Genomic DNA, 21,337 nt, shown 5'->3' with positions numbered 1-21,337 from the left:
CTGGTGGTGGCGATGGGGACTTTCATCTTCGGAACGCTGAGCGGCTTGGTGATCGCCGGTTGCGCAGCGATCTACGCCAAGCAGGCCCTGCTTGAGGAAGCGCAATCCCATACCGACGGGCATTTCTGAACCCCGGCACATCTCCACCGACGCCCCGCCACCCGGCGGGGCTTTTTTTTGGCCGACGCCGGCTGCTGGCCCGTTTGGAACGGAGAGCGAGCCGCGTTAAGGCAACCTGCCGCGGTTCGCTCTTCGCGACCGTGGCCCGTCCCCGCTTCGCGGGCACGGCGTGCTCGGTCAGGATGTGAGTCGGCATGACGGGTTTGATGGCAGGCAAGCGCGGCCTGATCATGGGCGTCGCGAACGATCACTCGATCGCCTGGGGTATTGCCAAGGCGCTACACGACCAGGGGGCGCGACTGGCCTTCACGTATCAGGGCGAGGCCCTGGGTCGCCGCGTGGCACCGCTCGCCGCCAAGCTCGATTCGGATATCGTCCTGCCTTGCGATGTCGAGGACCTCGCCTCTGTCGACGCGACCTTCGAGGCGCTCGATGCGCGCTTCGACGGCGGCCTGGACTTCGTGGTCCACGCCATCGGCTTCTCCGACAAGGCGCAGCTCAAGGGTCGCTACGTCGACGTGACGACGCGCGAGAACTTCGTGCGCACCATGACGATCTCGTGCTTCTCGTTCACCGAGATCGCGCAGCGCGCAGCCAAGCGGATGCACCAGGGCGGCTCGCTTCTGACCCTGACCTACGGCGGCGCGACCCGGGTCATGCCGAACTACAACGTCATGGGCGTCGCCAAGGCGGCCCTGGAGGCCTCGGTGCGCTACCTCGCCAGCGACCTGGGTCCGGACGGGATCCGGGTCAACGCGCTGTCTGCCGGCCCGATGCGGACGCTGGCGGGCGCCGGCATCGCCGATGCGCGGCTGATGTTCAACCACCAGCGGGCCCACGCGCCGCTGCGGCGCACGGTCAGCCTGGAGGATGTCGGCGGTTCGGCCCTCTACCTGCTGTCGCCGCTCTCGGGCGGCGTCACCGGCGAAGTCCATTTCGTGGATGCCGGCTACAACATCATCTCGATGCCGCGCCCGGACGTGCTGCAGGCGCAGGACGCGGCCGGCGTCGTCGGCGACGCCTGAGCCACCTCACTCTTCCGGGATGCGCCCCGGAGGGAGCGGACCGGCCGGAGCACCGCGCTCCCCGCGGACCGGCCGCCGCTCACGCGCGGCGCGTGCCTCCTCGGCCGAGGGCGGCGCGGAGGGGTAGTTCGACGCGAAGGGGTTGGGCGGCGCTCCGCGCCCGGAGCCGCCGAACAGCTTGTCGAGGAAGCCCTCCTCGGCGCTCGCAGGACGGGCGACCAGGAGGAGGGCGAGGGCGAGGAACGGGCGAAGCTGCATCGTCGTCGTCTGCATGCCGGGATTGAGGCGCTCTAGGTCCACTTTCCGGCAGATCGGAGGCCGGAAACTCCGGCGTCTGGAACCCCGGCGCGTCCGGCGGGTTCGCGCTCAACGATAACGGCGCGTACAGGAGGCGTGATGTCCGAAGTTACCTATCACATCGTCGAGCACGACGGCGGTTACGCCTACAAGGTCGGCGACGTATTCTCCGAGACCTTCCCGAGCCGCGAGGAGGCGCTGCAGGCGGCGCAGGCCGCGGCCGCCGAGCAGCAGGTCCCTGGCTCGACCGAGGGTATCCGCTACCAGGATCAGGCCGGAGGCTGGCACGACGAGACCGCGCAGGGCAGCGACCGGCCCCGCGCCCGCGTCGTGGAATAACCGCCGCGGATTGGACGGCCATGCGGGATTCGAGGCATCGGCGGGGACGATCGTGGCGCGTGCGCGGCGCGTGACACCGACGGCGGCGCCCCCCGCCGACCGGAAGGCGGCCGCCCTGCCGAAGGGCGCGCGCCGCACCACGCCGTCACCCGAAACGCTTGCGGCGCTCGGCCCGGACCGCCTGATCGGGCTTATCCTCGGCGAGACCGGGCGCAATCCGGCCTTCAAGAAGCTGGTGACCGCCGCGCTTGCCTCCCTTCAGGGTCCAGAGGCCGTCGCGGCGATCATCGATCGGCGACTGACGGCGCTCGAGGGTGCGCAGGGCTACATCGACTGGCAGAAGCGCCGGACCTTCGCGGCGGATCTCAACACCACCGTGACGGTGATCCTCAACGAGTTGCGCCCCCTCGATCCGGGCGCGGCGCTCGACCGGCTCCGGCGCTTTCTCGACGGTGCGGACGCGGTTCTGAACCGCGTGGACGACAGCACGGGTGCGGTGCAGGGCGTATTCGACCGTGCCGCCGCGGCCTTCGTGGAAACCGCCGGGGCCCTGCCGCCGGAGGATGCGGCCGGGTTGGCCATGCGCCTCGTCGAGCCCTTCGCGGCGGATCCGTTCGGTCCTCTCGGCGTGGTCCTCGCGGACATGATCCCGTCGCTGCCCGAACCGGCCCTCGCCGAGATCGACGACCGGCTCGCCGCGGCCGAGGCCGCGATGCCAAAGGGCGGTGATCTCCGCCGCGAGGCGACCCATCACCGGCAGGCCGCCCGGATCCAGATCCTGCGCCTGCGGCAGGCCATTGCCGACCGTCGCGGCGATACGGACGCCTTCATCGCCCTTGAGCAGGCGATGCTCCCTGGCCGAGAGGATCGCGTGGGGATCGGCCGACGGCTGCTTCGTGCCGGCCGGGCCGGCGAGGCCCTGGACTGGATCCGACGCATGCAGGACCCCGGCCTCCGCATCGCCACTCGGGCCGACCTGATCGCCGGTTTCGATCTGCGCGGACCGGAGCGCGAGCGGCAGGCGCTGGAGATCGACATCCTCGATGCGTTGGGCCGGAGCGACGAGGCGCAGGCCATGCGCTGGGCACGGTTCGAGCGCGAACTCGACGCCCCGATGCTGCGGGCCTACCTCGCGAAGCTTCCGGATTTCGAGGACGAGGAGGCGCTGCAGCGCGCCCTCGACCATGTCGAGGCCTTCCCGCAGCCACATCGAGCGCTCGCGTTCCTCGCAGCCTGGCCGGACCTGCGCCGCGCCGCCGGGCTGGTCGTCGCACGGCCGGGGATCTGGCAGGGCGACCAGTTCGCGACGCTGGCGCCGGCGGCCGAAGCGCTGGCCCAGGACCACCCCCGAGCAGCCACGATCCTGTATCGCTGCTTGCTCGACACCATCCTTGAGAACGGTCGCAGCGCCGCCTATTCCCACGGCGCACGCTACCTTACGGAGCTGGAGGCCCTGGCCGGGCGCCTCGCGCCCGGCGATGTCACCCCGGATCCGGAAACCTACCGCAAGGCGCTGCGGGCCGCGCACGGCCGCAAGCACGCCTTCTGGAGCCTGGTCCGGGATTGACCAGCCTTCCGACCGGTTCAGTCCTCCACGGTGATCGCGTCGACCCGGTCCGGATAGAACGCCACGTGCTCCCGGATCGCCGCGACGGCCGGATACGGGTCGCCGTAGCTCCAGACCGCGTCGGGGCGCCGGGTCCCGTCGACGACGAGGTCGAAATAATGGGCGTCGCCCTTGTACGGGCAGTGGCTCGTCCGCGCCGAGGCGACGAAGCAATCGGCGCGGATATCGCTCCGCGGTACGTAGAAGACCGGCGGATACTGCGCCTCCTGCAGCCGCAGGGCGTTCCGCGTCTCGGCGACCGCCACGCCCGCCACGACGACGCGGACGCGTCGGGGCTCGGGCGCGATGGTGATCGGGTGGTCCGGTCCAGGCACTTTCATGGCATGCTCCCCTTCTCGGGCTTCAGCTCGACGGTCCCGAGCGCGTCGGCGAGTCGCACCTTGGCGGAGCCGGGCCGCAGCGGCTTCTGCTGGGTCTCGTGCGGCACCCAGCCCGACAGCCACAGCACCTCGAAGGTCGCGCGCACGCGACCGTCCGGATCCGAGAACCGCTCGGCGTAGATCTCGGCCGTGCGCAGGAGCGTCGCGCGCCGCAGCGGCGTTCGCCGCCGCTCGGTGAGCACGTTGGTCATCCCCATGGCGCGTAGATCGCGCATCAGCCCGAACGGGTCGGCGTAGCGCACCGTCAGCGTGTCGGTGTCAGCCACCGGCAGAGCGAAGCCGGCCCGCTGGAGCAAGCCGCCGGCCTCGCGCACCGCCACGAAGGGCGCAACGCGGGGGCTGATACCACCCTCGACCTCGCTCTCGGCCTGCGCGAAGCTCTGGCGGAGTTCCGTGAGGGTCGCACCGCCGAGCAGGCAGCCGAGGAAGAGTCCGTCCGGCCGGAGGGCACGGCGCAGCTGGATCAACGTGCCCGGCAAGTCGTTCACGGCGTGAAGCGCCAGCAGCGAGACCGCGAGATCCACGCTTCCCGGCGCCAGCGGAAGCACCTCGAGATCGCCGACGATCAGGCCGCCGCCCGGCTCGGACAGGGCCGCAAGGCGGAGATGGCGCGACGCCGGATACCGGGCCGCGAGCATCCGGGTCGCCACCGGAAGCGGGGTGGCGAGGTCGAGCACCGAGACGAAATCGCGCAGGACCGTACCGAGCCGGTCGTCCAGATCCTCGGCAAGCCGATCGAGGAGAAAGCCCGGATAGCCGAGGCGCCCGGCTCGGGCGAGCCGACGGCGGGCGAGGGGCGTGTCGAACAGGGCGGCGGGAGCATCCATCGCAGGGCAGATGGCATCTGCCGTGGCGTCGCGCCACCGTCCACGTGCACGGTCCCGTGAGCTGCGCTAGGATGACGGAACGACTCGGCAGCGTCGCTGTTCCTGCTGCAACCGGCCCTACGGCCGAGATTCTGTCATGGAGCACCAATCATGAAGCGCATGCTCGTCGGGGCCGCCGTGGCCCTCACCACCCTGGCTGCCGCGGGCGGCGCTGAGGCGAAGGGCTGCATCAAGGGCGCCATCGTCGGTGGTATCGCGGGCCATTACGCCGGCCATCATGGCCTCGTCGGCGCCGCAGCCGGCTGTGCCATCGGCCGCCACCGTGCCAACGCCCGCGACCGCCAGATGGCGCCGCAGGCACGCCCCGTCTCGGCCCAGTAGCAACGGGTTCCAAACCGGCGCGCTCTGCGCATGACGGCCATCCAGGCCATTGCCACGGCCCTGCGCTGCCTGCCGCGCGGGGTCATCTCTCTCATCTATCCGCCTACCTGCGCAGGTTGCGGCAGCGCAACCGCCGATCCCGGTGCGCTCTGCCCGGCCTGCTGGTCGAGCCTGCGCCTGATCGAGGAACCGGTCTGTCAGCGCTACGGCACGCCGTTCGCGGTCGACCTCGGAATCGGCCCACTCCTCTCGCCTCGGGCGATTGCGGAACCGCCGGTGTTCGGACGTGCCCGAGCGGTCGCTCTCTACGACGCCGTGGCACGCCGTCTCGTCCACCGGCTGAAGTACGAGGATCGGCTCGATCTCGCCGGTGTCATGGCGCGGATGATGGCCGCGAGCGGCCGAACCCTGATCGCCGACGCCGAATGCCTGGTCCCGGTGCCGCTCCACCGCGGTCGCCTGTGGCGCCGGCGCTTCAACCAATCCGCGCTGCTGGCCCGGGCGATCGCGGGTCCTGCGGGGCTGCCGTTCGTCGCCTCGGCCCTGGTGCGCGTGCGGGCGACGCGATCCCAGGTGGGTCTGAGCCGCGCCGCCCGGGCCGAGAATCTGAGCGGCGCCTTCCGGGTGGCGACCGCCGAACAGCATCGGATCCGCGGGCGTCGGATCCTCCTCGTGGACGACGTCATGACCACCGGCGCCACCGGCAACGCGGCCGCCCGGGCGCTGCTGCGCGGCGGGGCGGCGTCGGTCGATCTTCTGACCTTCGCCCTCGTCGGCGACGCCGCCGGCTGACCACCGGCGCACCGATCCGAGAAGGGCTGCGGCTTCAGCGCCGGGCCTGAATCCGCTCGGGAAAGCTCGCCGCGAGGGTGAAGTCGAAGGCCTCGGCAATTCCCTCGTACCAGAGCGAGAACGGTGTCGGACGTGCAAGGTGCAAGGCCCCCTCGATCTCCCGGCCCTCGTGCTGGAGCGCTGCCCCGTGCTTGGCCGCGAGCCGCAACATCGGTCCGTTGCCCGACAGGCAGCGGACGTGGAGATCCTTGACGCCGCGATGCCGCGCGGATCGGGCGATCCGGGCGAACAGGGCAGCCCCGATGCCCTTCCGGCGGAAGGTCTGCTCGACCGCGAAGGCCGCCTCCGCGTGCGGGCCCAGGGCGTAGCGGGAGGCGCCCGGGCCCATCGGACGCAACTCGCCGAGCCCGCGCAGCACGCCGCCCACGAAAGCGCCGTACATCACGCCCTCCGCGGTCAGCGCCTGTGCGGCATAGGCCCGGACGCCGCCCTCGCTGACATTGCCCATGAAGCGGCTCGCCCGGGTCTCGGGATCCAGCCGCAAGAAGTAGTCGAGGACCGCCGCGCGGTCCGCCGGCCAGAGACGCCGGATGGTGTGGGCCGGCCCATCGAGGGCTTGTGCCGCCATGATGAAGCTCCGGTTCGTGCGCGCTGCGGCGCGGGGTGATCCGGACGCTCCTCCCAAAGACAGCGCGGGTCTCGCATCCCTATATCCATTGTGCAATGCAGCAGAGCGCCCAGTCGGCCTCCCGCGTGCCTGCCATGCGCGCGAGCGATGGGACGAGCGATGGGACGCTTGCCTGCGGCTGTTCGGCCTCGGGCTTGATTCCGGCTGAGCTTGCGCGGCACTGGAACGGGCCCCGGGTCGTTGACCGCCACGCGGGCGCAGGGGGTGCCGAACCGGTGCCGCGACCAGCAGCGAGGGACCGGCGGCGTGAACGACAGATCCGGCAAGCACATCGCCCCGTCGCCGGCGGCGCGGGCCGGCGCGGTCTCGCCCGGGCCGGTCCACGAGCGCTACGAGGCGCTCGTCGCCACCGGCGCCGTCGAGCGCGATCCGGCCCAGGGACATTTGGTGCGCGCCCTCGACCGCCTGGTTCTGGATCTGCAGCGCCGCAAGCGCGCCAGCAAGACGAGCGCCCTGGGCTGGCTGTTCCGGCGCAAGGATGAAGCGGACGCGATCAAGGGCCTTTACATCTGGGGTTCGGTCGGACGCGGGAAGACCATGCTCATGGACCTGTTCCACGAGGCGGCCCCGGAACCGAAGCGACGCGTCCATTTTCACGGTTTCCTGGCCGACGCGCACGAGCGCATCCACGCCTATCGACAGGCACTGAAGGCGGGCACCGTGAAAGGTGACGACCCGATCGGTCCGGTGGCCGACCAGCTCGCCGACGAAGCGACCCTGCTGTGCTTCGACGAGTTCACGGTCACCGACATCGCCGACGCGATGATTCTGGGACGCCTGTTCAACCATCTGTTCCGGCGGGGCGTCACCGTCGTTGCAACCTCGAACGTCGAGCCGGATCGCCTCTACGAGGGCGGGCTCAACCGGGCGCTGTTCCTGCCCTTCATCGCGACCCTGAAGGAGCGCGTCGACGTCGTCCGGCTCGATTCCCGGACCGACTTCCGGCTGGAGAAGCTTGGCGGCGCGGCCGTCTATCACGTCCCCGCCGACGCAGCGGCGCGCGCGGCGCTGGATGCGGCCTTCAAGGGACTGACCGGAAAGGCGCGGGGCCTGCCGGCCACGGTCACGGTGCATGGCCGAGTCGTGGACGTCCCGGAGCAGGCGACCGGCGTGGCCCGGTTCGGCTTCGACGACCTCTGCCGCAAGCCGCTGGGCGCCTCGGACTACATGGCGCTCGCCCGAGCCTACCACACGGTGATCCTGGACGGGATCCCGGTGATGGGTGAGGCGGAGAGGAACGAGGCCAAGCGGTTCATCACGCTGGTCGACACGCTTTACGACCGGCACGTAAAGCTCGTGGCCTCCGCGGCCGCCGAGGCGCAGGACCTCTACACCGCCGAGACCGGCCGGGAGGCCTTCGAGTTCGATCGAACCGTTTCACGCCTCATCGAGATGCGGTCGCGGGAATATCTTGCCCAGCCGCATGGCCGGCCAGACTCCGAAGCGTCCGGTGCCAGCACCGGATTGGTGGAAACGTGAGCGCCCCTTCGCGCGCCGGATCGATCTTCGGCCTCCGCCGCCGGAACTGGCGCGGCGCCGGCCCGCTGGGCTGGCTCCTGGGCTCCCCGGCGGCTTTCATCCTGCTGATCGTGGCCCTGGGCAGCGGCACGGCCAATTACGTCACCGGCGAGACCGACCGGGCCGCGACCGCCCGGGCGAACGCCACAATCGCCGGGATCGAGCGCCTGATCTCCGAGGTCAAGGACCTGGAGACGGGGGAGCGCGGCTTCGTCCTGGTCGGCAGCGAGGATTATCTCACTCCGTACACGACAGCCCTCACCAAGATCGACACGGAACTCACCGGTCTCGGCGCGGCCGCGCAGGATTCGGTCCGCGCCGGCGGCCCGTCCCTCGCCGGATTGATCGCACAGAAGCGCGACTACGCTGCAAGGGTGGTGGCGGCGCGACGGAATCAGGGCTTCGACGCCGCCATCAACCTCGTCCGCACCGGCGAAGGCAAGCGTCTGATGGATGCGATCCGTGCCGAGGCGGCCGCCCGTCAAGCCGCGACCCTGGAACAGCTCGCGACCCTGCAGACGCGCGAAGGCTGGCGCGGGCTCCTGCTGTTCCTGCTCTCCGGGGCAGCGGCGCTGGGGGCGATCGTGTTGCTCGCCCGCCTCGCCCTGGTGCGGCGCCAGGAATCCCTGCGCATGTCGCGCCTCCTCGACGGCGTGCTCGCCAACGCGCCGGTGGGCCTCGGCTTCCTCGATCGCAACCTGAAGATCCGGCACATGAACCGGGCACTCGCCACCATGAGCGAGCGCGGTTTCGGTGCCGACCTCGGAGCACCGATCTGGGCTATGCTTCCGACCCTGCGGGAAGAACTCGCCCCGAAGCTCGCCGCGGCCCTGAACGAAGGACTGGTCTCGCCCAACGTCCCGGTGGCGGTGCCCGCCCCTTCGGCCCCGGGGGGCGTGCGGCACTTCTCGATGAGCTTTTATCCGCTGCGAGGCGAGGAGAATGCGGCAGCCGCCCAAAGCGTCGAGGGCGTCGGCCTCGTGGTAGTCGACGAGACCATCCGCCACCTCGCGGAGAACCGGCTGCGCCGCAGCGAGGAGCGCTTCCGCTCGCTGATCGAGGCTAGCGCAGCCATCGTCTGGACCGCCAATCCGGAGGGGAGCCTGCAGCGCCGTCAAACGGCCTGGAGCCGCTTCACCGGCCAGGACGAGACCGCCTATTCGGGGCTCGGATTTCTGGACGTGGTCCACCCGAAGGATCGCCCACACACCCGGGCGGCCTGGTCTCGCGCGGTGAGCAGCCAGGAGCCCTATGCCACGGAGCACCGGATCCGCGCCGCCACCGGGGCTTACCGGCACATGAGCGTGCGCGCCGTTCCGATCCTCGAATCCGACGGAACCCTGCGCGAATGGGTCGGGACCCATACGGACATCACCGAGCGCAAGGAAGCCGAGGCTGCGATCGAGGCGGCGCGGGCAGCCGCCGAGGCCGCGAACGCGGCCAAGAGCCAGTTCCTGGCCAATATGAGCCACGAGCTCCGGACCCCGCTCTCGGCGGTGATCGGCTATTCCGAGATGGTGCAGGAGGAACTGGAGGATATCGGCGAGGCGGACTTGGTCGCCGACATGAAGAAGATCGAGACCAATGCCCGGCACCTCCTCGGGCTGATCAACGACGTGCTCGACATCTCGAAGATCGAGGCCGACCGGGTCGAGATCTACGCGGAGGATTTCGACGTCGCCGCCGTCGTGCAGGAGGTGGCCGTCACCGTCGAGGGTCTCGTCGCCAAAAAGGGCAACGCCCTGGCGCTGGAGCTGGAAGCGGGTCTGGGCAGCGCCCACACGGACGTCACCAAGCTGCGCCAGTGCCTGATCAACCTGCTGAGCAACGCCGCGAAGTTCACCGAGAACGGCCGGATCAGCCTGGCGGTCGACCGTGCCGACGGCACGCTGCGCTTCTCCGTGACAGATACCGGCATCGGCATGACACAGGAGCAAGTGGGCAAGCTGTTCGAGCGCTTCACCCAGGCCGACGCCTCCACCACGCGCCGCTTCGGCGGCACCGGGCTCGGCCTCGCGATCACCCGGGCCTTCGCCGAGATGCTGGGCGGCGCCATTACCGTGGCGAGCCGGGAAGGGCAGGGCACCACCTTCACGCTGACGCTGCCGTCCCGCTTCGAATCCGGCGCGGCCGAGGGAGCCGACGCGGTCGGACCGGGTCCCGGCGACCGTGGGACCATCCTGGTGGTCGACGACGACGCCGCGACCCGGGATCTGCTCGCGCGCTTCCTTGAGCGCGAGGGCTTCTCGGTAACGGTCGCCGAGGATGGGCGGAGGGGGCTTGATCTCGCCCGCAGCCTGCATCCGAGGGCCGTGCTCCTCGACGTGACCATGCCGCAGTTGGACGGATGGGCGGTGCTGCGGGCCATCCGGGCGGATCCCGAGATCGGCGCGACGCCGATCGTGATGGTGACGGTTTTGGACGAGCAGAACCTCGCCTTCTCGCTCGGCGCCACCGACTACCTGCAGAAGCCGATCGACTGGGGAAACCTGCGCCAGATCGTCGACCGCTTCCGCCCCGCAGGCGGCGATGGTCCGATCCTCGTCGTGGAGGACGAGGCCGACGTGCGGGGGCATGTCTGCGCTTATCTCGCGCGCGAAGGGTTTCCGGTCCGCGAGGCCGAGAACGGGCTGCGCGCCCTAGCGGTCCTTGAGGCGGAGCGGCCCTGCCTCATCCTCCTGGACCTGATGATGCCGGAGATGGACGGTTTTGCCTTCCTGCGGGCGCTCCGAGCCCGCCGGGACAGCCGGGACGTGCCGGTGGTGGTGCTCACCGCCAAGGACATCACGGCCGAGGATCGCCGGCGGCTGGCGGGCCAAGCCGACCGGGTACTCGCCAAGGGTTCGACTGGGCTCAACGAACTCGCCCGCGAGCTGCGTGCGCTGATCCCGGCAACGGAAAATGCGGACTGACCGGCACCCGCTTTGGAGCCGGAGCGCAGCGATCCACCTATCCGGGATCTGCGACGCGCCCGTCTATCCGGGGCGCTTCGCTGCGCGCGCACCGACGCTGCGCACTCATGGCCACCGATTGAGCGCCAAATGCGTGCTCAGCGTCCCTGGAACGCCAGCATCAGCGCCCCGATGGCGATACCCCACAGGGCCAGCGTCGACCAGATCGCCCGGTACCGCTCATTGCGGGCGAAGCGCTCCAGGCGGCGGGCATCGCCCGTGCCGGCCTCGTCGAGGCGCACGAGCACGCGCTTCAACCGCATGGCGAGGTCCGGAATGTCGCCGACCACGTCGGAGACCACCCGCAGGGCCTCAAGCCCACTCTGCGCCCGGCCGACCGGGCCCATGTTGCGGGCGATCCAGGCACGCACGACCGGCTCGGCGGTGGTCCACATGTCCAGGCGCGGGTCGAGGGAGCGGGCCACGCCCTCCACCACCACCATGGTCTTCTGGAGCATCACCAGCTCGGTGCGGGTGCTCATGTCGAACAGCGCCGTGATGTCGAACAGCAGGGTCAGGACCTTGGCCATCGAGATCTCGTCGGCCCGGCGCTGGTGGATCGGCTCGCCGATCGCGCGGATCGCCTGCGCGAAATCCTCCACGGAGTGGTGGGCCGGCACGTAGCCCGCCTCGAAATGGACCTTCGCCACCCGGCGATAGTCGCGCAGGATGAAACCAAGCAGAATCTCGGCGAGGAACCGGCGCTCATTGGGGCCGAGGCGGCCCATGATGCCGAAATCGACCGCCACCAGCCGGCCCTCGGCATCGACCAGCAGGTTCCCCTGGTGCATGTCGGCGTGGAAGAAACCGTCGCGGATCGCGTGCCGCAGGAAGCTCTGGATGACCGTCCGCCCGATGGTCTGCGGATCATGCCCCTGCGCGGCCAGTTCCGCCGCGCTGTGCAGGCGTGTCCCGTCGATCCACTCGGCCGACAGCACCTCGCGGGCGGTCAGCTCCCATTCGGGCTTCGGTACGCGAAAATCGAGGTCGTCCTTAGTGTTCTCCGCGAGTTCCGAGGCGGCGGCCGCCTCCAGGCGGAAATCCATCTCCATCAGCACCGAGCGGGCGAGGATCTCCACCACCTCGCGGGGACGAAGCCGCTCCGCCTGCGGCGACAGGGCGTGCACCACCCGGGCCATGAAGCGCATGACCTCGAGGTCGCGCATGAAGCGCTCGCGGACGCCCGGCCGCATCACCTTCACGGCGAGGGCGCGCTCCGTGCCGTCGGCATCCCGGACGATCGCCTTGTGGACCTGCGCGATCGAGGCGGCGGCAATCGGGTCGCTGAACGAGACGAACAGCTGGTCGACCGGCTTGCCCAGCGCCGTCTCGACGGTGCGGAGCGCGATCTCCTGCGGGAAGGGCGGCACCCGGTCCTGCAGCTTCTCCAGGTCGAACGCGGCCCGCACGCCGACGATGTCCGGCCGCGTCGCCAGGAACTGGCCGAACTTGACGTAGGAGGGACCGAGGCGGGTCATTGCCGCAGAGAGCCGGGCGGCGCCGTCGTCGAGACCGGGCCGCTCGAGGGAGCGCCCCATCCGTAGGGCGAGGCGCAGATGCGGCGGCAGCTCAGCGGGATCGGCGAAGGCGAGGGCCCCCTCACGCGCCAGCACGAAGCCGACCCGCGCGCCGCGGAACAGGTTGATGGCGGCGCTGATCACCGGTGCTGGCCCCCGTCGCGCGCGGCGGCGGTCAAGAGACCTTCCAGCCCGAATGGATCGCCACGATCCCGCCCGTGAGCGGCCGGTCGGTGACGTGCCGGAAGCCGGCGCGCTCGATCATGCCCGCGAAGGCGCCGCGAGTCGGGAACTTCCGGATCGACTCGACGAGGTAGCGGTAGGACTCGGCATCGCCGGCCACCCGGGCGCCGATGCGCGGGATCACGTTGAACGAGTAGGCGTCGTAGATCCGGTCGAGCAGCGGGATGTCCACCGCGGAGAATTCCAGGCACAGGAAGCGCCCGCCTGGCTTCAGGACCCGCCGCGCCTCGGCGAGCGCCGTCTCGATCCGCGGCACGTTCCGGATGCCGAAGGCGATCGTGTAGGCGTCGAAGGTGGCGTCCGGCAGCGGCAGCGTCTCGGCGTTTCCGGTCACGAACGCGATCCGATCGCCATCCTCGTCGACCTTGCGCTCCCGGGCCCGCTCTGCGCCGACCCGCAGCATCGATTCGTTGATGTCGAGAACCGTGACCCGGGTGCGCGGTCCGCCCGCAGCCAGAACCCGAAAGGCCACGTCGCCGGTGCCGCCGGCGACGTCGAGATGCGCGAAGGCGCGGGTCTGCGACGGGCGCAGCATCGAGACGAGCTGCGCCTTCCAGGCCCGGTGGAGGCCCGCCGACATCAGGTCGTTCATGATGTCGTAGCGGCGGGCGACCGAGTGGAAGACGCTGTCGACGCGCCCCTGCTTCTCGTCGAGCGCCACGCGCTCGAAGCCGAAATCCGCGCTCGCGCGCTCAGACGCCCCGTCTCCGGCCTTCATGACGCTCCCAATCCTCGATGGGCGCGTCATAGCGAAGGTCGGGCCCGGCCGCCATGCGTCGAAACACGCGGCTGGGGATCGACGCCGGTGCTGCGACGCGCAAAGTCGTGTCTCAGCCGGCCCGCGCCCGGAGCGCGTCTGCCACCGCGGCGGCCATGGCCCGGGTGCCCATGGGGTTCGTGCCCTCGCCGGCGATGTCGGCCGTGCGCGCGCCGCCCGCGAGCGCGTCCGTGATGGCGCCGTCCAGCGCATCGGCGGCATCGCCGAGGCCGAAGGAATAGCGCAGGCACATGGCGAGCGATCCGATCATGGCGATCGGGTTGGCCTTGTCCTGGCCGGCGATGTCGGGAGCCGAACCGTGGACCGGCTCGTAGAGCGCGCGGCGCAGGCCGCTTTCGTCGACGGCGCCGAGCGAGGCCGAGGGCAGCATGCCGAGGGAGCCGGTGAGCATGGCGGCGATGTCGGAGAGCACGTCGCCGAACAGGTTGTCGGTCACCAGCACGTCGAACTGCTTGGGCCGGCGCACCAGCTGCATGGCGCAATTGTCGGCCAGGATGTGCTCGAGCTGCAGGTCGGCGTAGTGCTCGGCATGGACCTGGGTGACGACCTCCTTCCAGAGGACGCCCGACTTCATCACGTTGTGCTTCTCGGCGGAGGCGACCCGGCCCGAGCGCTTGCCGGCGAGGTCGAAGGCCACATGGGCGATCCGCTCGATCTCGGCCGTCGTGTAGACCTGGGTGTCGACCGCCCGCTTGGAGCCGTCCTCCAGCGTGGTGATCTCCTTCGGCTCACCGAAATAGACGCCGCCGGTCAGCTCCCGGACGATCATGATGTCGAGACCCTCGACCAGCTCGCGCTTGAGCGCGGAGGCCTCGGCCAGCGCCGGGTAACAGATCGCCGGGCGCAGGTTGGCGAAGAGGTCGAGTTCCTTGCGCAGGCGCAGAAGACCGGCCTCCGGGCGGTTCTCGTAAGCGACACCGGCCCATTTCGGGCCTCCGACCGCCCCGAGCAGGATGGCATCCGCGTCCTTGGCGCGCTCCAGGGTCGCGTCCGCGAGCGGGCGGCCATGGGCATCGAGGGCGCAGCCGCCGACGAGATCCGTCTCGGTCTCAAAGGTGGCGAGACCAGTCTCCTTGAGGGCGTCCAGCACGACCTGCATGCCGCCCGCGACTTCCGGACCGATCCCGTCGCCGGGGAGGAGCAGGAGCTTGTAGCTGGCCATGGCGGTCTCGCGGGTTTGGTCTCGACGTGCCGGCGGGCTTTATCGAGGCGGGACCGTCATTGGCAAGGCGCTCCCTTGAACGCCGTGGCGCGGCGCCATCCTGTCAGATGAGCGCGACCTTGCCGGTGGCGATGTCGTAGAAGCCGCCCGCGACCTTCACCCGCTTGGCGGCGACGGCCTCCGCAATGATCGGCCCGGCCTGCTCCAGCCGTCGCACGGTGTGCCGGACATTCTGGGCAATGGCCTCGGCGAGGGGATCCTGCGCCCGCGCCTTCTCGGCCAGATCGACCGCAGGGCGAATCGCATCGATGAGCGCCGGGAGGTGGCCGGGCAGCACGGCCTTGGTCTTCATGACATCGATCGTCGCCTTCACGGCGCCGCATTCGGAATGGCCGAGGACGAGGATCAGCGGCGCGCCCAGAATCGAGACGCCGTATTCGAGACTGGCAAGGCCGTCTGTGTTGACGAAGTTGCCGGCGACGCGGACGACGAACAGATCGCCCGGTCCCTGATCGAAGATGAAATCGGGGGCGACCCGGGCGTCGGCACAGCCGACGATGCAGGCGATCGGATATTGCGCGGCGGCCCGCGCGGCGCGACCGGCCGAGAAATCCCTGTTGACGGTGGCATTGGCCGCGTAGCGGCCATTGCCGTCGAGCAGCCGCGCCAGGGCTTCCTCGGGCTTGATGGCGTTCGGCCGCGCTTCGTCAGCGGCCGCCTCGGCGCGCTGCGGCCGGGCAGAGGCGCCGGCCAGGGTGCCGACGGCGACGGCCGTCAGAAGGCTGCGCCGTGACAGGGAGGGTCGATGCAGATCGCACACGCGTGACGGTCCCCTTCGCATTTCAAGCCGGCCAGGCCCGGCGCACCGCTCGTCCCGGCGGGGCAGATTCGAGCAAACCAATCTGTATCTTCACCGGCTCTTCACCGCCGAGTCCAAACTTTGCAGGAATTACTGGACCGGAGCCCCTGTGCAGGGCATTGCGAGGCATGGGTCCGGCTTGCGCGGGGCGCGAATGTTGGACGATCATTTTCGGTCCCGGATCGCTCTGCTTCGATCCGAACGCGAGTTCCGTCTGGCTGTCGCCGGTTATTGCCGGGGCATGATCGAGCCGTCGCAGATTGTTTGGCCGACCCGAAAGATGCTCAACCAGATTGGGCGCTACGTGGTCTCGTTCATGCTGATCCACAACGATTACGCCTGGCGTCACCATGGCGGCCCGCGCCCGACCCTAACGGCCCTTCAGGCGATGGTCGGATCGAGCCGCCGGCAAACGGCCGGGTTCGTGTCGGCGCTCAAGGCAGGGCGTTTCGTCACCGCGGTGGCGGATCGGGAGGATGGGCGTGTGAAATGCCTGCAGGCTTCGCCGGCACTGGTGACCGAGATCGGGCGGTCCGGGCGCCTGTTCGTCGCCGCCATGGATGCCGTTGCCCGGCGCGATCCAGGCCGCGCGGCCCGGCTCGACGATCCCGACAGGCTCGGGGAACTCGTCCACGGAGCGGCAGCGCATGTCCTACGGCACGGCACGCTTATCGCGCCGTTCACACGGGTTCTTCATTTCGCCAGCCGCGACTGCGGGTACCCGCTGCTCACAGCGCTCATCGGAGCCCATTACGCAGCGACCGTCCCCGGCGCGCCCGCGGCATTGCCGCTGAAGCTGCGCGGCCTCGCTGAGCGGCTGAACGTGTCCCGCGCCCATATCGGCAATCTGCTGGGGGAAGCGGAGGCGGCAGGATGGATCCGGATCGCCGACAGCCGCCTGACCGCACTCGATCCGACGCTGCTGACGGAGTTCGAGGATTGGGCCGCGGGGCAGATGCTGTTCTACGACGATCTCGCAGCGGCAATCCTCGCGGAGCCGAAGCCCGACGCGGCCACTCCGAGATACGCATGTGCCTCCTGACGTGCCGGGCGCGGGTCTCGCTTGTGTTCCGGCCGCTGCGGGGATACCTACGGGCGGCACTGCGCCGTGAGACCATCCCGCGCGGGTCGCCGACAGGAGAGACGAGCCTTGGCCAGAGCCGGCTCAGCGCCCGAGATCGCCCGCGCCGCCCAGACGGCGCTGCGGTCGCGTGCGCGTCGCGTCGGGCTTGCTCTTCCGCTTCTGCTTACCCGCCCCTGAGGGCCGTCCGGGCGCGCGCCTGGGCCTTCAGGGGAGTTCTTGCATTCGCGAACCCGCCCGTGAGGGCACCACGCCGCGCCGCGCCATCTCGAGCCGGGCGGCCCGCGACAGGGTAATGCCATGACCACGACCAACACCCCCTCCGCCCGCGACCGGATCCTCATCTTCGACACGACGCTGCGCGACGGCGAGCAATGCCCCGGCGCCACCATGACCTTCGACGAGAAGCTCGCGGTGGCCGAGTTGCTCGACACGATGGGCGTCGACATCATCGAGGCTGGATTCCCCATCGCCTCGAACGGCGATTTCGAGGCGGTCTCGGAGATCGCCCGCCGGACCAAGCGCGCGACCATCGCGGGCCTCGCCCGCGCTATCCCGGCCGACATCGCCCGGGCGGGCGAGGCCGTGCGCCATGCCAAGCGCGCGCGGATCCACACCTTCGTGTCGACCTCACCGATCCACCTCGCGCACCAGATGCGCAAGAGTCAGGACGAAGTGGTCGAGATCATCCTGAAGACCGTGGCCCAAGCCCGCGACCTCGTCGAGGACGTGGAATGGTCGGCGATGGACGCGACCCGCACGCCCCTCGACTATCTGTGCCGCTGCGTCGAAGCGGCGATCAAGGCCGGCGCCACGACGATCAATCTCCCGGACACGGTCGGCTACGCCACGCCGTCCGAATACCGTGACATGTTCGCGAACGTCCGCGAGCGCGTGCCGAACGCCGACAAGGCCGTGTTCTCGGTCCATTGCCACAACGACCTGGGTCTCGCGATCGCGAACTCCCTGGCGGGTATCGAGGGCGGCGCCCGGCAGGTCGAGTGCACGATCAACGGCATCGGCGAGCGGGCCGGCAATGCGGCGCTCGAGGAGATCGTGATGGCGTTGCGCACCCGCGCGGACGTGCTGCCCTACGAGACCGGCGTCGAGTCGACCATGCTCACCCGCGCCTCGAAGCTCGTGAGCCACGCCACGAATTTTCCGGTCCAGTTCAACAAGGCGATCGTTGGCCGCAACGCCTTCGCGCACGAGAGCGGCATCCACCAGGACGGCATGCTGAAGAATTCGGAGACCTACGAGATCATGACCCCGGCCTCGGTCGGCTTGACCAAGACCTCACTGGTGATGGGCAAGCATTCCGGCCGGGCGGCGTTTCGCTCGAAGCTGGAGGATCTCGGCCTGCACCTGTCGGACAACCAGTTCCAGGACGCGTTCGAGCGGTTCAAGGCGCTCGCCGACCGCAAGAAGCATGTCTACGACGAGGATATCGAGGCGCTGGTCGACGAGAACCTCGCCACGGCCCACGACCGGATCCGGCTGGTCTCCCTGTCGGTCATCGCAGGAACCCGCGGGCCGCAGCGCGCGACCCTGCGCATTGCCGACGAGACCGGCACGCGGATCGAGGAGGCCGACGGCAACGGACCGGTGGATGCGGTCTTCAACGCGATCTCGGCGCTGGTTCCGCATCAGGCACAGCTGGAACTCTATCAGGTCCACGCCGTGACTGGCGGCACGGATGCGCAGGCGGAGGTCTCCGTGCGCCTGCGGGACGGCGAGCGCAGCGTCACGGCCCGCGGCGCCGATCCGGACACGCTGGTCGCCTCGGCAAAGGCCTATCTCTCGGCGCTGAACAAGCTCTCGGCGCATTCCGTGCGCGTGCATGCACAGCATGCGGCCGCGGAATGATAAAAAGCTGCGGCCGGGGGTGGACACGCCCCGGCCGCGTTGGTATCAGCCCGCCACCCCGGACGGACTTGGTGGCCACCGGGCGGTCGCAGACGCGATCGGGCGCATAGCTCAGTTGGTAGAGCAGCTGACTCTTAATCAGCGGGTCCTAGGTTCGAACCCTAGTGCGCCCACCAAGCATCTCAAGGACTTAGAAGCCAAATCGACCGAACTCCGAGGACACTCGGAGCCCTCGGGTAACGCTACGGGTAACCGTGAAGCGGGGTGGCTTCGATCAAAAATGCCGCACCCCAGCCTCTAGGTCTAAGCGAACCGGGTGCGGCTCGCTCTCCATCACCATTCCAGATCGTGGTCGCCGCCACGCAGCCACACGACCTGAGAGGCATGCCCCTCGGGCGCGCCCAGGCTCGGTTCCACGTCGCCTCCGTCTTCGAGATCCGGATCCCCGTCGAACTCGTCCAAGGCCGCCACGAGGTGGTCAACGGCATCTAGGGCCAAGGCCAGGGCGCCCTCAATGCGGGCGCGAGTGTCAGGCACAGCCCTGGCGCGGCGCTTGAAAGTCAGAACGTCGCCCATCTCATGCACCCCATGCCTGGGCGATCTCGGCGCGCAGTTCGGGGGCGTGGCGCAACGAAGTCTCGCACAGCAATTCGAACTTGATCAGCGTCTCGAGGCGCCAGTCGCGCTCAAGCTCGCTGGTAGGCGTGCGGGTCTGGATCTCTGCAGCTATGCGGTTCCGTATCTCGGCCGCCCGATCCTCCTCACGGTCGACTATCCGCCCCCCGGCGTTCAGGTTCCGAAACCAGCCCCCTCGATCCTTATTTGCCCAAGGCTGGCTGCTCACGGCACACCAGATTTCTGCAACCGCATCGAAGTGGTCGTACAGATTATGTAGCTGCACGATCGTGAGGTCAGACAGGTCCACTGCAGTGGCCTGCGCAACGACCCAGGCTCGGTCCGGGGATAGTTGGTGCCTGGTCGGAGCCTCGGCGGAAGCCGGCTCGAACTTCTCGATCGGGTACTCGTCCGCATAGGCCGAGGCGAACAGGCTGCCGAGGTTCAGTTCGTGCGCGACTTGGGCAAAGCGTAGCTCCCGCTCGCTCGCCAGCGGGTGAAGTCGGACGTACTCGGATACCGTGATGTCGCCAGCTTCCAGCGCCTGGAAGAGGCTCCGAGTGGACCACACGTCGCCGTTTTCACGCATCAGCGCCGGGCAGTCCTGCAGCGGCGCAGTGCGAATTGAATGCTCGCGACAGGCGGCGTGCCAGGCTGCCATTGCCCCGGTGCTACTAGGCGCGGTGAAGGTCTGGCTCGCAAAGCGAAGCTCATCGACGGGCCGCTTGATGAACCGGCCGGCGGCGTCGCGGGCCCGGGCGGCACGCTGGCGGAGGTCCCGCGCCTCCGGAGCGGCCTTCGCGGTGTTCGGCTTCCTCATGGCAGCCTCCCTCAAGCGACAGGTATGAAGCCGTAGGCGAACACGCCCCCGGCGATGATGAGGGTGGCGGTCAGCAGCTCGCCGGCGAGGTCGAGGAAGCGCGGGGCGCGAACGTGGGCGGTGTCGGGGCGGATGGGAGCGATGGCTTCCCAAGCCTCGACGGTGCCGGGGACAGCCTCGTCAGTCTCAATGACGGGGCGGGGGCTGGCGTAGAGGGTGGCGACGGACCGGCGGCGGGCCGGCTTCAGGGCGAGCGGGGGCATTGCCATAACCGGTGTGCTCCGGGGCTGAAGGCTTCAGGGCATGTCTGGAGAGGCCGGCGCAGAGCGCCGAAACCATCTATTGTTCCGAAATCGGAACGAGGTTATGATTACGCCTCTCCCGGACGGCCGTCAACCGAAATCGTAACAGGGTTATGAAATGCAGGCTGTCCAGTGCAAGATGGCTCGAACGGCGCTCGGCTTGGGCGTCCGGGATCTTGCCGCTGCAGCAGGCGTGTCGGCTGACACCGTGGCGCGCTTCGAGCGCGGCGATACGCTTAAGGATCGAACCGTCGCGGCCCTACAGGCTGCCCTGGAGACCGCCGGCGTCATCTTCATCGACGAGAATGGTGAGGGTCCGGGTGTGCGGCTGAGGAAGCCTTCGGAGGCGCCCCATGGAGTTTGACGCCGGGGATTTTGCGACGCTTCAGCAACACTATGAGCGGCTATGGGCGCTCTACACCGAGTTCGAGCAATCGCGATCAACCGAGATCGTGAAGGCAATGCAGAGCACTTGCCGTTCGGCACGCCGGGTAACCAACCCGCGGTACCGCTACGCCATTGAGCAGCTTGGCTGGATCGAGGGCGCACTGAGGCCGAAACCAACAGGCCACGACCTCTACGCCATTCATCAGGCGATCATGCGACTTGAGAATGCGGTGACCCGGCTGAAGCCTTAGGCGAGCTTGTCCGAGGCTGCCCCCTCGACGGCCTCATTCGGCACATCCTTCGGCCAATAGCCCTGGCCTGGTACATTCAGGAATTCATCCCTGAAGCGCCACATGATGGTGCCAATATTTTTCGGTTTGTCCTTGCCGGCAAGTGGGATTCCTGACGCCTCAAAGGCGGCAACCAACTCGCCACGAGTCATGGGGCGGCCGACCCGCAGGATTTCGCTGCGGGCGAGATTAGCGAGGTGTCGCGGCGGAAACACGTTGCGCTCGCGACGCCTAGGCTCGCTCGGCGCAGACATCGCCTCAAACTCGCGGATTTCGGAGCCGGCGCGAAGCTGCTGCAACCTCTCATAGCCATGGATGATGTCGTTGATAGCGCGAAGCTCCTCTTGAAGCTCGCGCCGGCGCTGCAGAATGCCCTGATACGACCGCTCGTCCATGATGCGGCCTCCAACGTGAAAGTTCATGTCGGCACCCACCCTAACCGAGAATGGGTGTCACCATAACACAATCCTAT

Annotated in this window: 23 protein-coding genes and 1 tRNA gene; 12 read left to right on the top strand and 12 right to left on the bottom strand. The window is 69.2% G+C overall.

What is annotated here, in order from left to right:
- Positions 1-314 precede the first annotated feature (314 nt).
- Positions 315-1,145: an enoyl-ACP reductase FabI gene (gene fabI / locus BLT59_RS10130; protein WP_091779032.1), complete on the top strand. Its 831-nt coding sequence runs from the start codon at positions 315-317 to the stop codon at positions 1,143-1,145.
- 6 nt (positions 1,146-1,151) lie between these two features.
- On the opposite strand, the gene BLT59_RS10125 is transcribed toward fabI, so the two are convergent.
- The gene (locus BLT59_RS10125) at positions 1,152-1,445 is read right to left on the bottom strand and encodes a hypothetical protein (protein ID WP_244513929.1); all 294 of its coding nucleotides are present in this window, start codon (positions 1,443-1,445) and stop codon (positions 1,152-1,154) included.
- A 96-nt stretch (positions 1,446-1,541) separates the two neighbouring features.
- Here BLT59_RS10125 and BLT59_RS10120 point away from each other — a divergent pair, with 96 nt between their 5' ends.
- Together BLT59_RS10120 and BLT59_RS10115 are read left to right on the top strand one after the other, a co-directional pair.
- The gene (locus BLT59_RS10120) at positions 1,542-1,781 is read left to right on the top strand and encodes a DUF2188 domain-containing protein (RefSeq protein WP_091779030.1); all 240 of its coding nucleotides are present in this window, start codon (positions 1,542-1,544) and stop codon (positions 1,779-1,781) included.
- Between the two features lie 52 nt (positions 1,782-1,833).
- Entirely contained in the window at positions 1,834-3,348 is a 1,515-nt protein-coding gene (locus BLT59_RS10115; protein ID WP_091779307.1) for a DUF6880 family protein, read from the top strand.
- Between the two features lie 17 nt (positions 3,349-3,365).
- Here BLT59_RS10115 and BLT59_RS10110 read toward each other — a convergent pair whose 3' ends face one another.
- Entirely contained in the window at positions 3,366-3,728 is a 363-nt protein-coding gene (locus BLT59_RS10110) for a DUF427 domain-containing protein (protein ID WP_091779028.1), read from the bottom strand.
- Entirely contained in the window at positions 3,725-4,615 is an 891-nt protein-coding gene (locus BLT59_RS10105) for a methyltransferase domain-containing protein (protein ID WP_091779026.1), read from the bottom strand. The genes BLT59_RS10110 and BLT59_RS10105 overlap by 4 nt, the downstream gene beginning before the upstream one ends.
- Before the next feature lie 150 nt (positions 4,616-4,765).
- Here BLT59_RS10105 and BLT59_RS10100 point away from each other — a divergent pair, with 150 nt between their 5' ends.
- Positions 4,766-4,996, top strand: a complete 231-nt coding sequence (locus BLT59_RS10100; RefSeq protein WP_091779024.1) for a hypothetical protein — start codon at positions 4,766-4,768, stop codon at positions 4,994-4,996.
- Between the two features lie 30 nt (positions 4,997-5,026).
- Entirely contained in the window at positions 5,027-5,788 is a 762-nt protein-coding gene (locus tag BLT59_RS10095; protein ID WP_091779022.1) for a ComF family protein, read from the top strand.
- Positions 5,789-5,822: 34 nt separating this feature from the next.
- Here BLT59_RS10095 and BLT59_RS10090 read toward each other — a convergent pair whose 3' ends face one another.
- A complete protein-coding gene (locus BLT59_RS10090) occupies positions 5,823-6,416 on the bottom strand; it encodes a GNAT family N-acetyltransferase (protein ID WP_091779020.1) in 594 nt (197 codons plus the stop codon).
- Between the two features lie 306 nt (positions 6,417-6,722).
- On the opposite strand from BLT59_RS10090, the gene zapE reads away from it, so the two are divergent.
- Together zapE and BLT59_RS10080 are read left to right on the top strand one after the other, a co-directional pair.
- Positions 6,723-7,955 (top strand): cell division protein ZapE, encoded by a 1,233-nt coding sequence (gene zapE, locus BLT59_RS10085; RefSeq protein WP_091779305.1) that lies wholly within the window; start codon positions 6,723-6,725, stop codon positions 7,953-7,955.
- Positions 7,952-10,906, top strand: a complete 2,955-nt coding sequence (locus tag BLT59_RS10080; RefSeq protein WP_175543989.1) for a response regulator — start codon at positions 7,952-7,954, stop codon at positions 10,904-10,906. Before zapE ends, BLT59_RS10080 begins: the two co-directional genes overlap by 4 nt.
- 137 nt (positions 10,907-11,043) lie before the next feature.
- Here the strand turns inward: BLT59_RS10080 and ubiB are convergent, their stop codons facing one another.
- From ubiB to BLT59_RS10060, 4 genes are all read right to left on the bottom strand, one after another.
- Entirely contained in the window at positions 11,044-12,606 is a 1,563-nt protein-coding gene (gene ubiB, locus BLT59_RS10075) for a 2-polyprenylphenol 6-hydroxylase (protein ID WP_091779018.1), read from the bottom strand.
- 31 nt (positions 12,607-12,637) lie between these two features.
- Positions 12,638-13,423, bottom strand: coding sequence for a bifunctional demethylmenaquinone methyltransferase/2-methoxy-6-polyprenyl-1,4-benzoquinol methylase UbiE (ubiE, locus tag BLT59_RS10070; protein ID WP_091779016.1), 786 nt, complete (start codon positions 13,421-13,423; stop codon positions 12,638-12,640).
- 112 nt (positions 13,424-13,535) lie between these two features.
- Positions 13,536-14,645 (bottom strand): 3-isopropylmalate dehydrogenase, encoded by a 1,110-nt coding sequence (gene leuB / locus BLT59_RS10065; RefSeq protein WP_091779014.1) that lies wholly within the window; start codon positions 14,643-14,645, stop codon positions 13,536-13,538.
- Between the two features lie 103 nt (positions 14,646-14,748).
- On the bottom strand, positions 14,749-15,465 hold the full coding sequence (locus BLT59_RS10060; RefSeq protein WP_244513928.1) for a carbonic anhydrase: 717 nt from the start codon (positions 15,463-15,465) through the stop codon (positions 14,749-14,751).
- A 319-nt stretch (positions 15,466-15,784) separates the two neighbouring features.
- Between BLT59_RS10060 and BLT59_RS10055 the strand changes: the two genes are divergently transcribed.
- The 3 genes from BLT59_RS10055 (at position 15,785) to BLT59_RS10045 (ending at position 18,627) form a co-directional block, all read left to right on the top strand.
- Entirely contained in the window at positions 15,785-16,546 is a 762-nt protein-coding gene (locus BLT59_RS10055) for a hypothetical protein (RefSeq protein ID WP_244513927.1), read from the top strand.
- A gap of 339 nt (positions 16,547-16,885) precedes the next feature.
- The gene (locus tag BLT59_RS10050) at positions 16,886-18,451 is read left to right on the top strand and encodes a 2-isopropylmalate synthase (protein WP_091779008.1); all 1,566 of its coding nucleotides are present in this window, start codon (positions 16,886-16,888) and stop codon (positions 18,449-18,451) included.
- 100 nt (positions 18,452-18,551) lie between these two features.
- A tRNA-Lys gene (locus BLT59_RS10045) sits at positions 18,552-18,627 on the top strand.
- 157 nt (positions 18,628-18,784) lie between these two features.
- On the opposite strand, the gene BLT59_RS10040 is transcribed toward BLT59_RS10045, so the two are convergent.
- Genes BLT59_RS10040 through BLT59_RS10030 form a run of 3 tightly spaced genes read right to left on the bottom strand, consistent with a single transcriptional unit; the run spans position 18,785 to position 20,155 of the window.
- Positions 18,785-19,027 (bottom strand): hypothetical protein, encoded by a 243-nt coding sequence (locus tag BLT59_RS10040; RefSeq protein WP_091779006.1) that lies wholly within the window; start codon positions 19,025-19,027, stop codon positions 18,785-18,787.
- A 1-nt stretch (position 19,028) separates the two neighbouring features.
- Positions 19,029-19,886 (bottom strand): hypothetical protein, encoded by an 858-nt coding sequence (locus BLT59_RS10035; RefSeq protein WP_091779004.1) that lies wholly within the window; start codon positions 19,884-19,886, stop codon positions 19,029-19,031.
- An 11-nt stretch (positions 19,887-19,897) separates the two neighbouring features.
- A complete protein-coding gene (locus tag BLT59_RS10030; RefSeq protein WP_091779003.1) occupies positions 19,898-20,155 on the bottom strand; it encodes a hypothetical protein in 258 nt (85 codons plus the stop codon).
- 151 nt (positions 20,156-20,306) lie between these two features.
- Between BLT59_RS10030 and BLT59_RS10025 the strand changes: the two genes are divergently transcribed.
- Both BLT59_RS10025 and BLT59_RS10020 read left to right on the top strand, forming a co-directional pair.
- Positions 20,307-20,552, top strand: a complete 246-nt coding sequence (locus tag BLT59_RS10025) for a helix-turn-helix domain-containing protein (protein ID WP_091779002.1) — start codon at positions 20,307-20,309, stop codon at positions 20,550-20,552.
- A complete protein-coding gene (locus tag BLT59_RS10020) occupies positions 20,542-20,826 on the top strand; it encodes a hypothetical protein (protein WP_091779000.1) in 285 nt (94 codons plus the stop codon). The genes BLT59_RS10025 and BLT59_RS10020 overlap by 11 nt, the downstream gene beginning before the upstream one ends.
- Here the strand turns inward: BLT59_RS10020 and BLT59_RS10015 are convergent.
- Positions 20,823-21,260 carry a hypothetical protein gene (locus BLT59_RS10015; protein ID WP_139174044.1) on the bottom strand — a complete coding sequence of 146 codons (438 nt, stop codon included), beginning with the start codon at positions 21,258-21,260 and terminating at the stop codon, positions 20,823-20,825. The two genes, BLT59_RS10020 and BLT59_RS10015, sit on opposite strands and share 4 nt — an antisense overlap.
- Between the last annotated feature and the right edge of the window lie 77 nt (positions 21,261-21,337).

The organism is Methylobacterium sp. UNC378MF (assembly GCF_900103195.1).
Lineage (GTDB): Bacteria > Pseudomonadota > Alphaproteobacteria > Rhizobiales > Beijerinckiaceae > Methylobacterium.
This window is presented reverse-complemented; position numbering and strand designations above follow the sequence as displayed.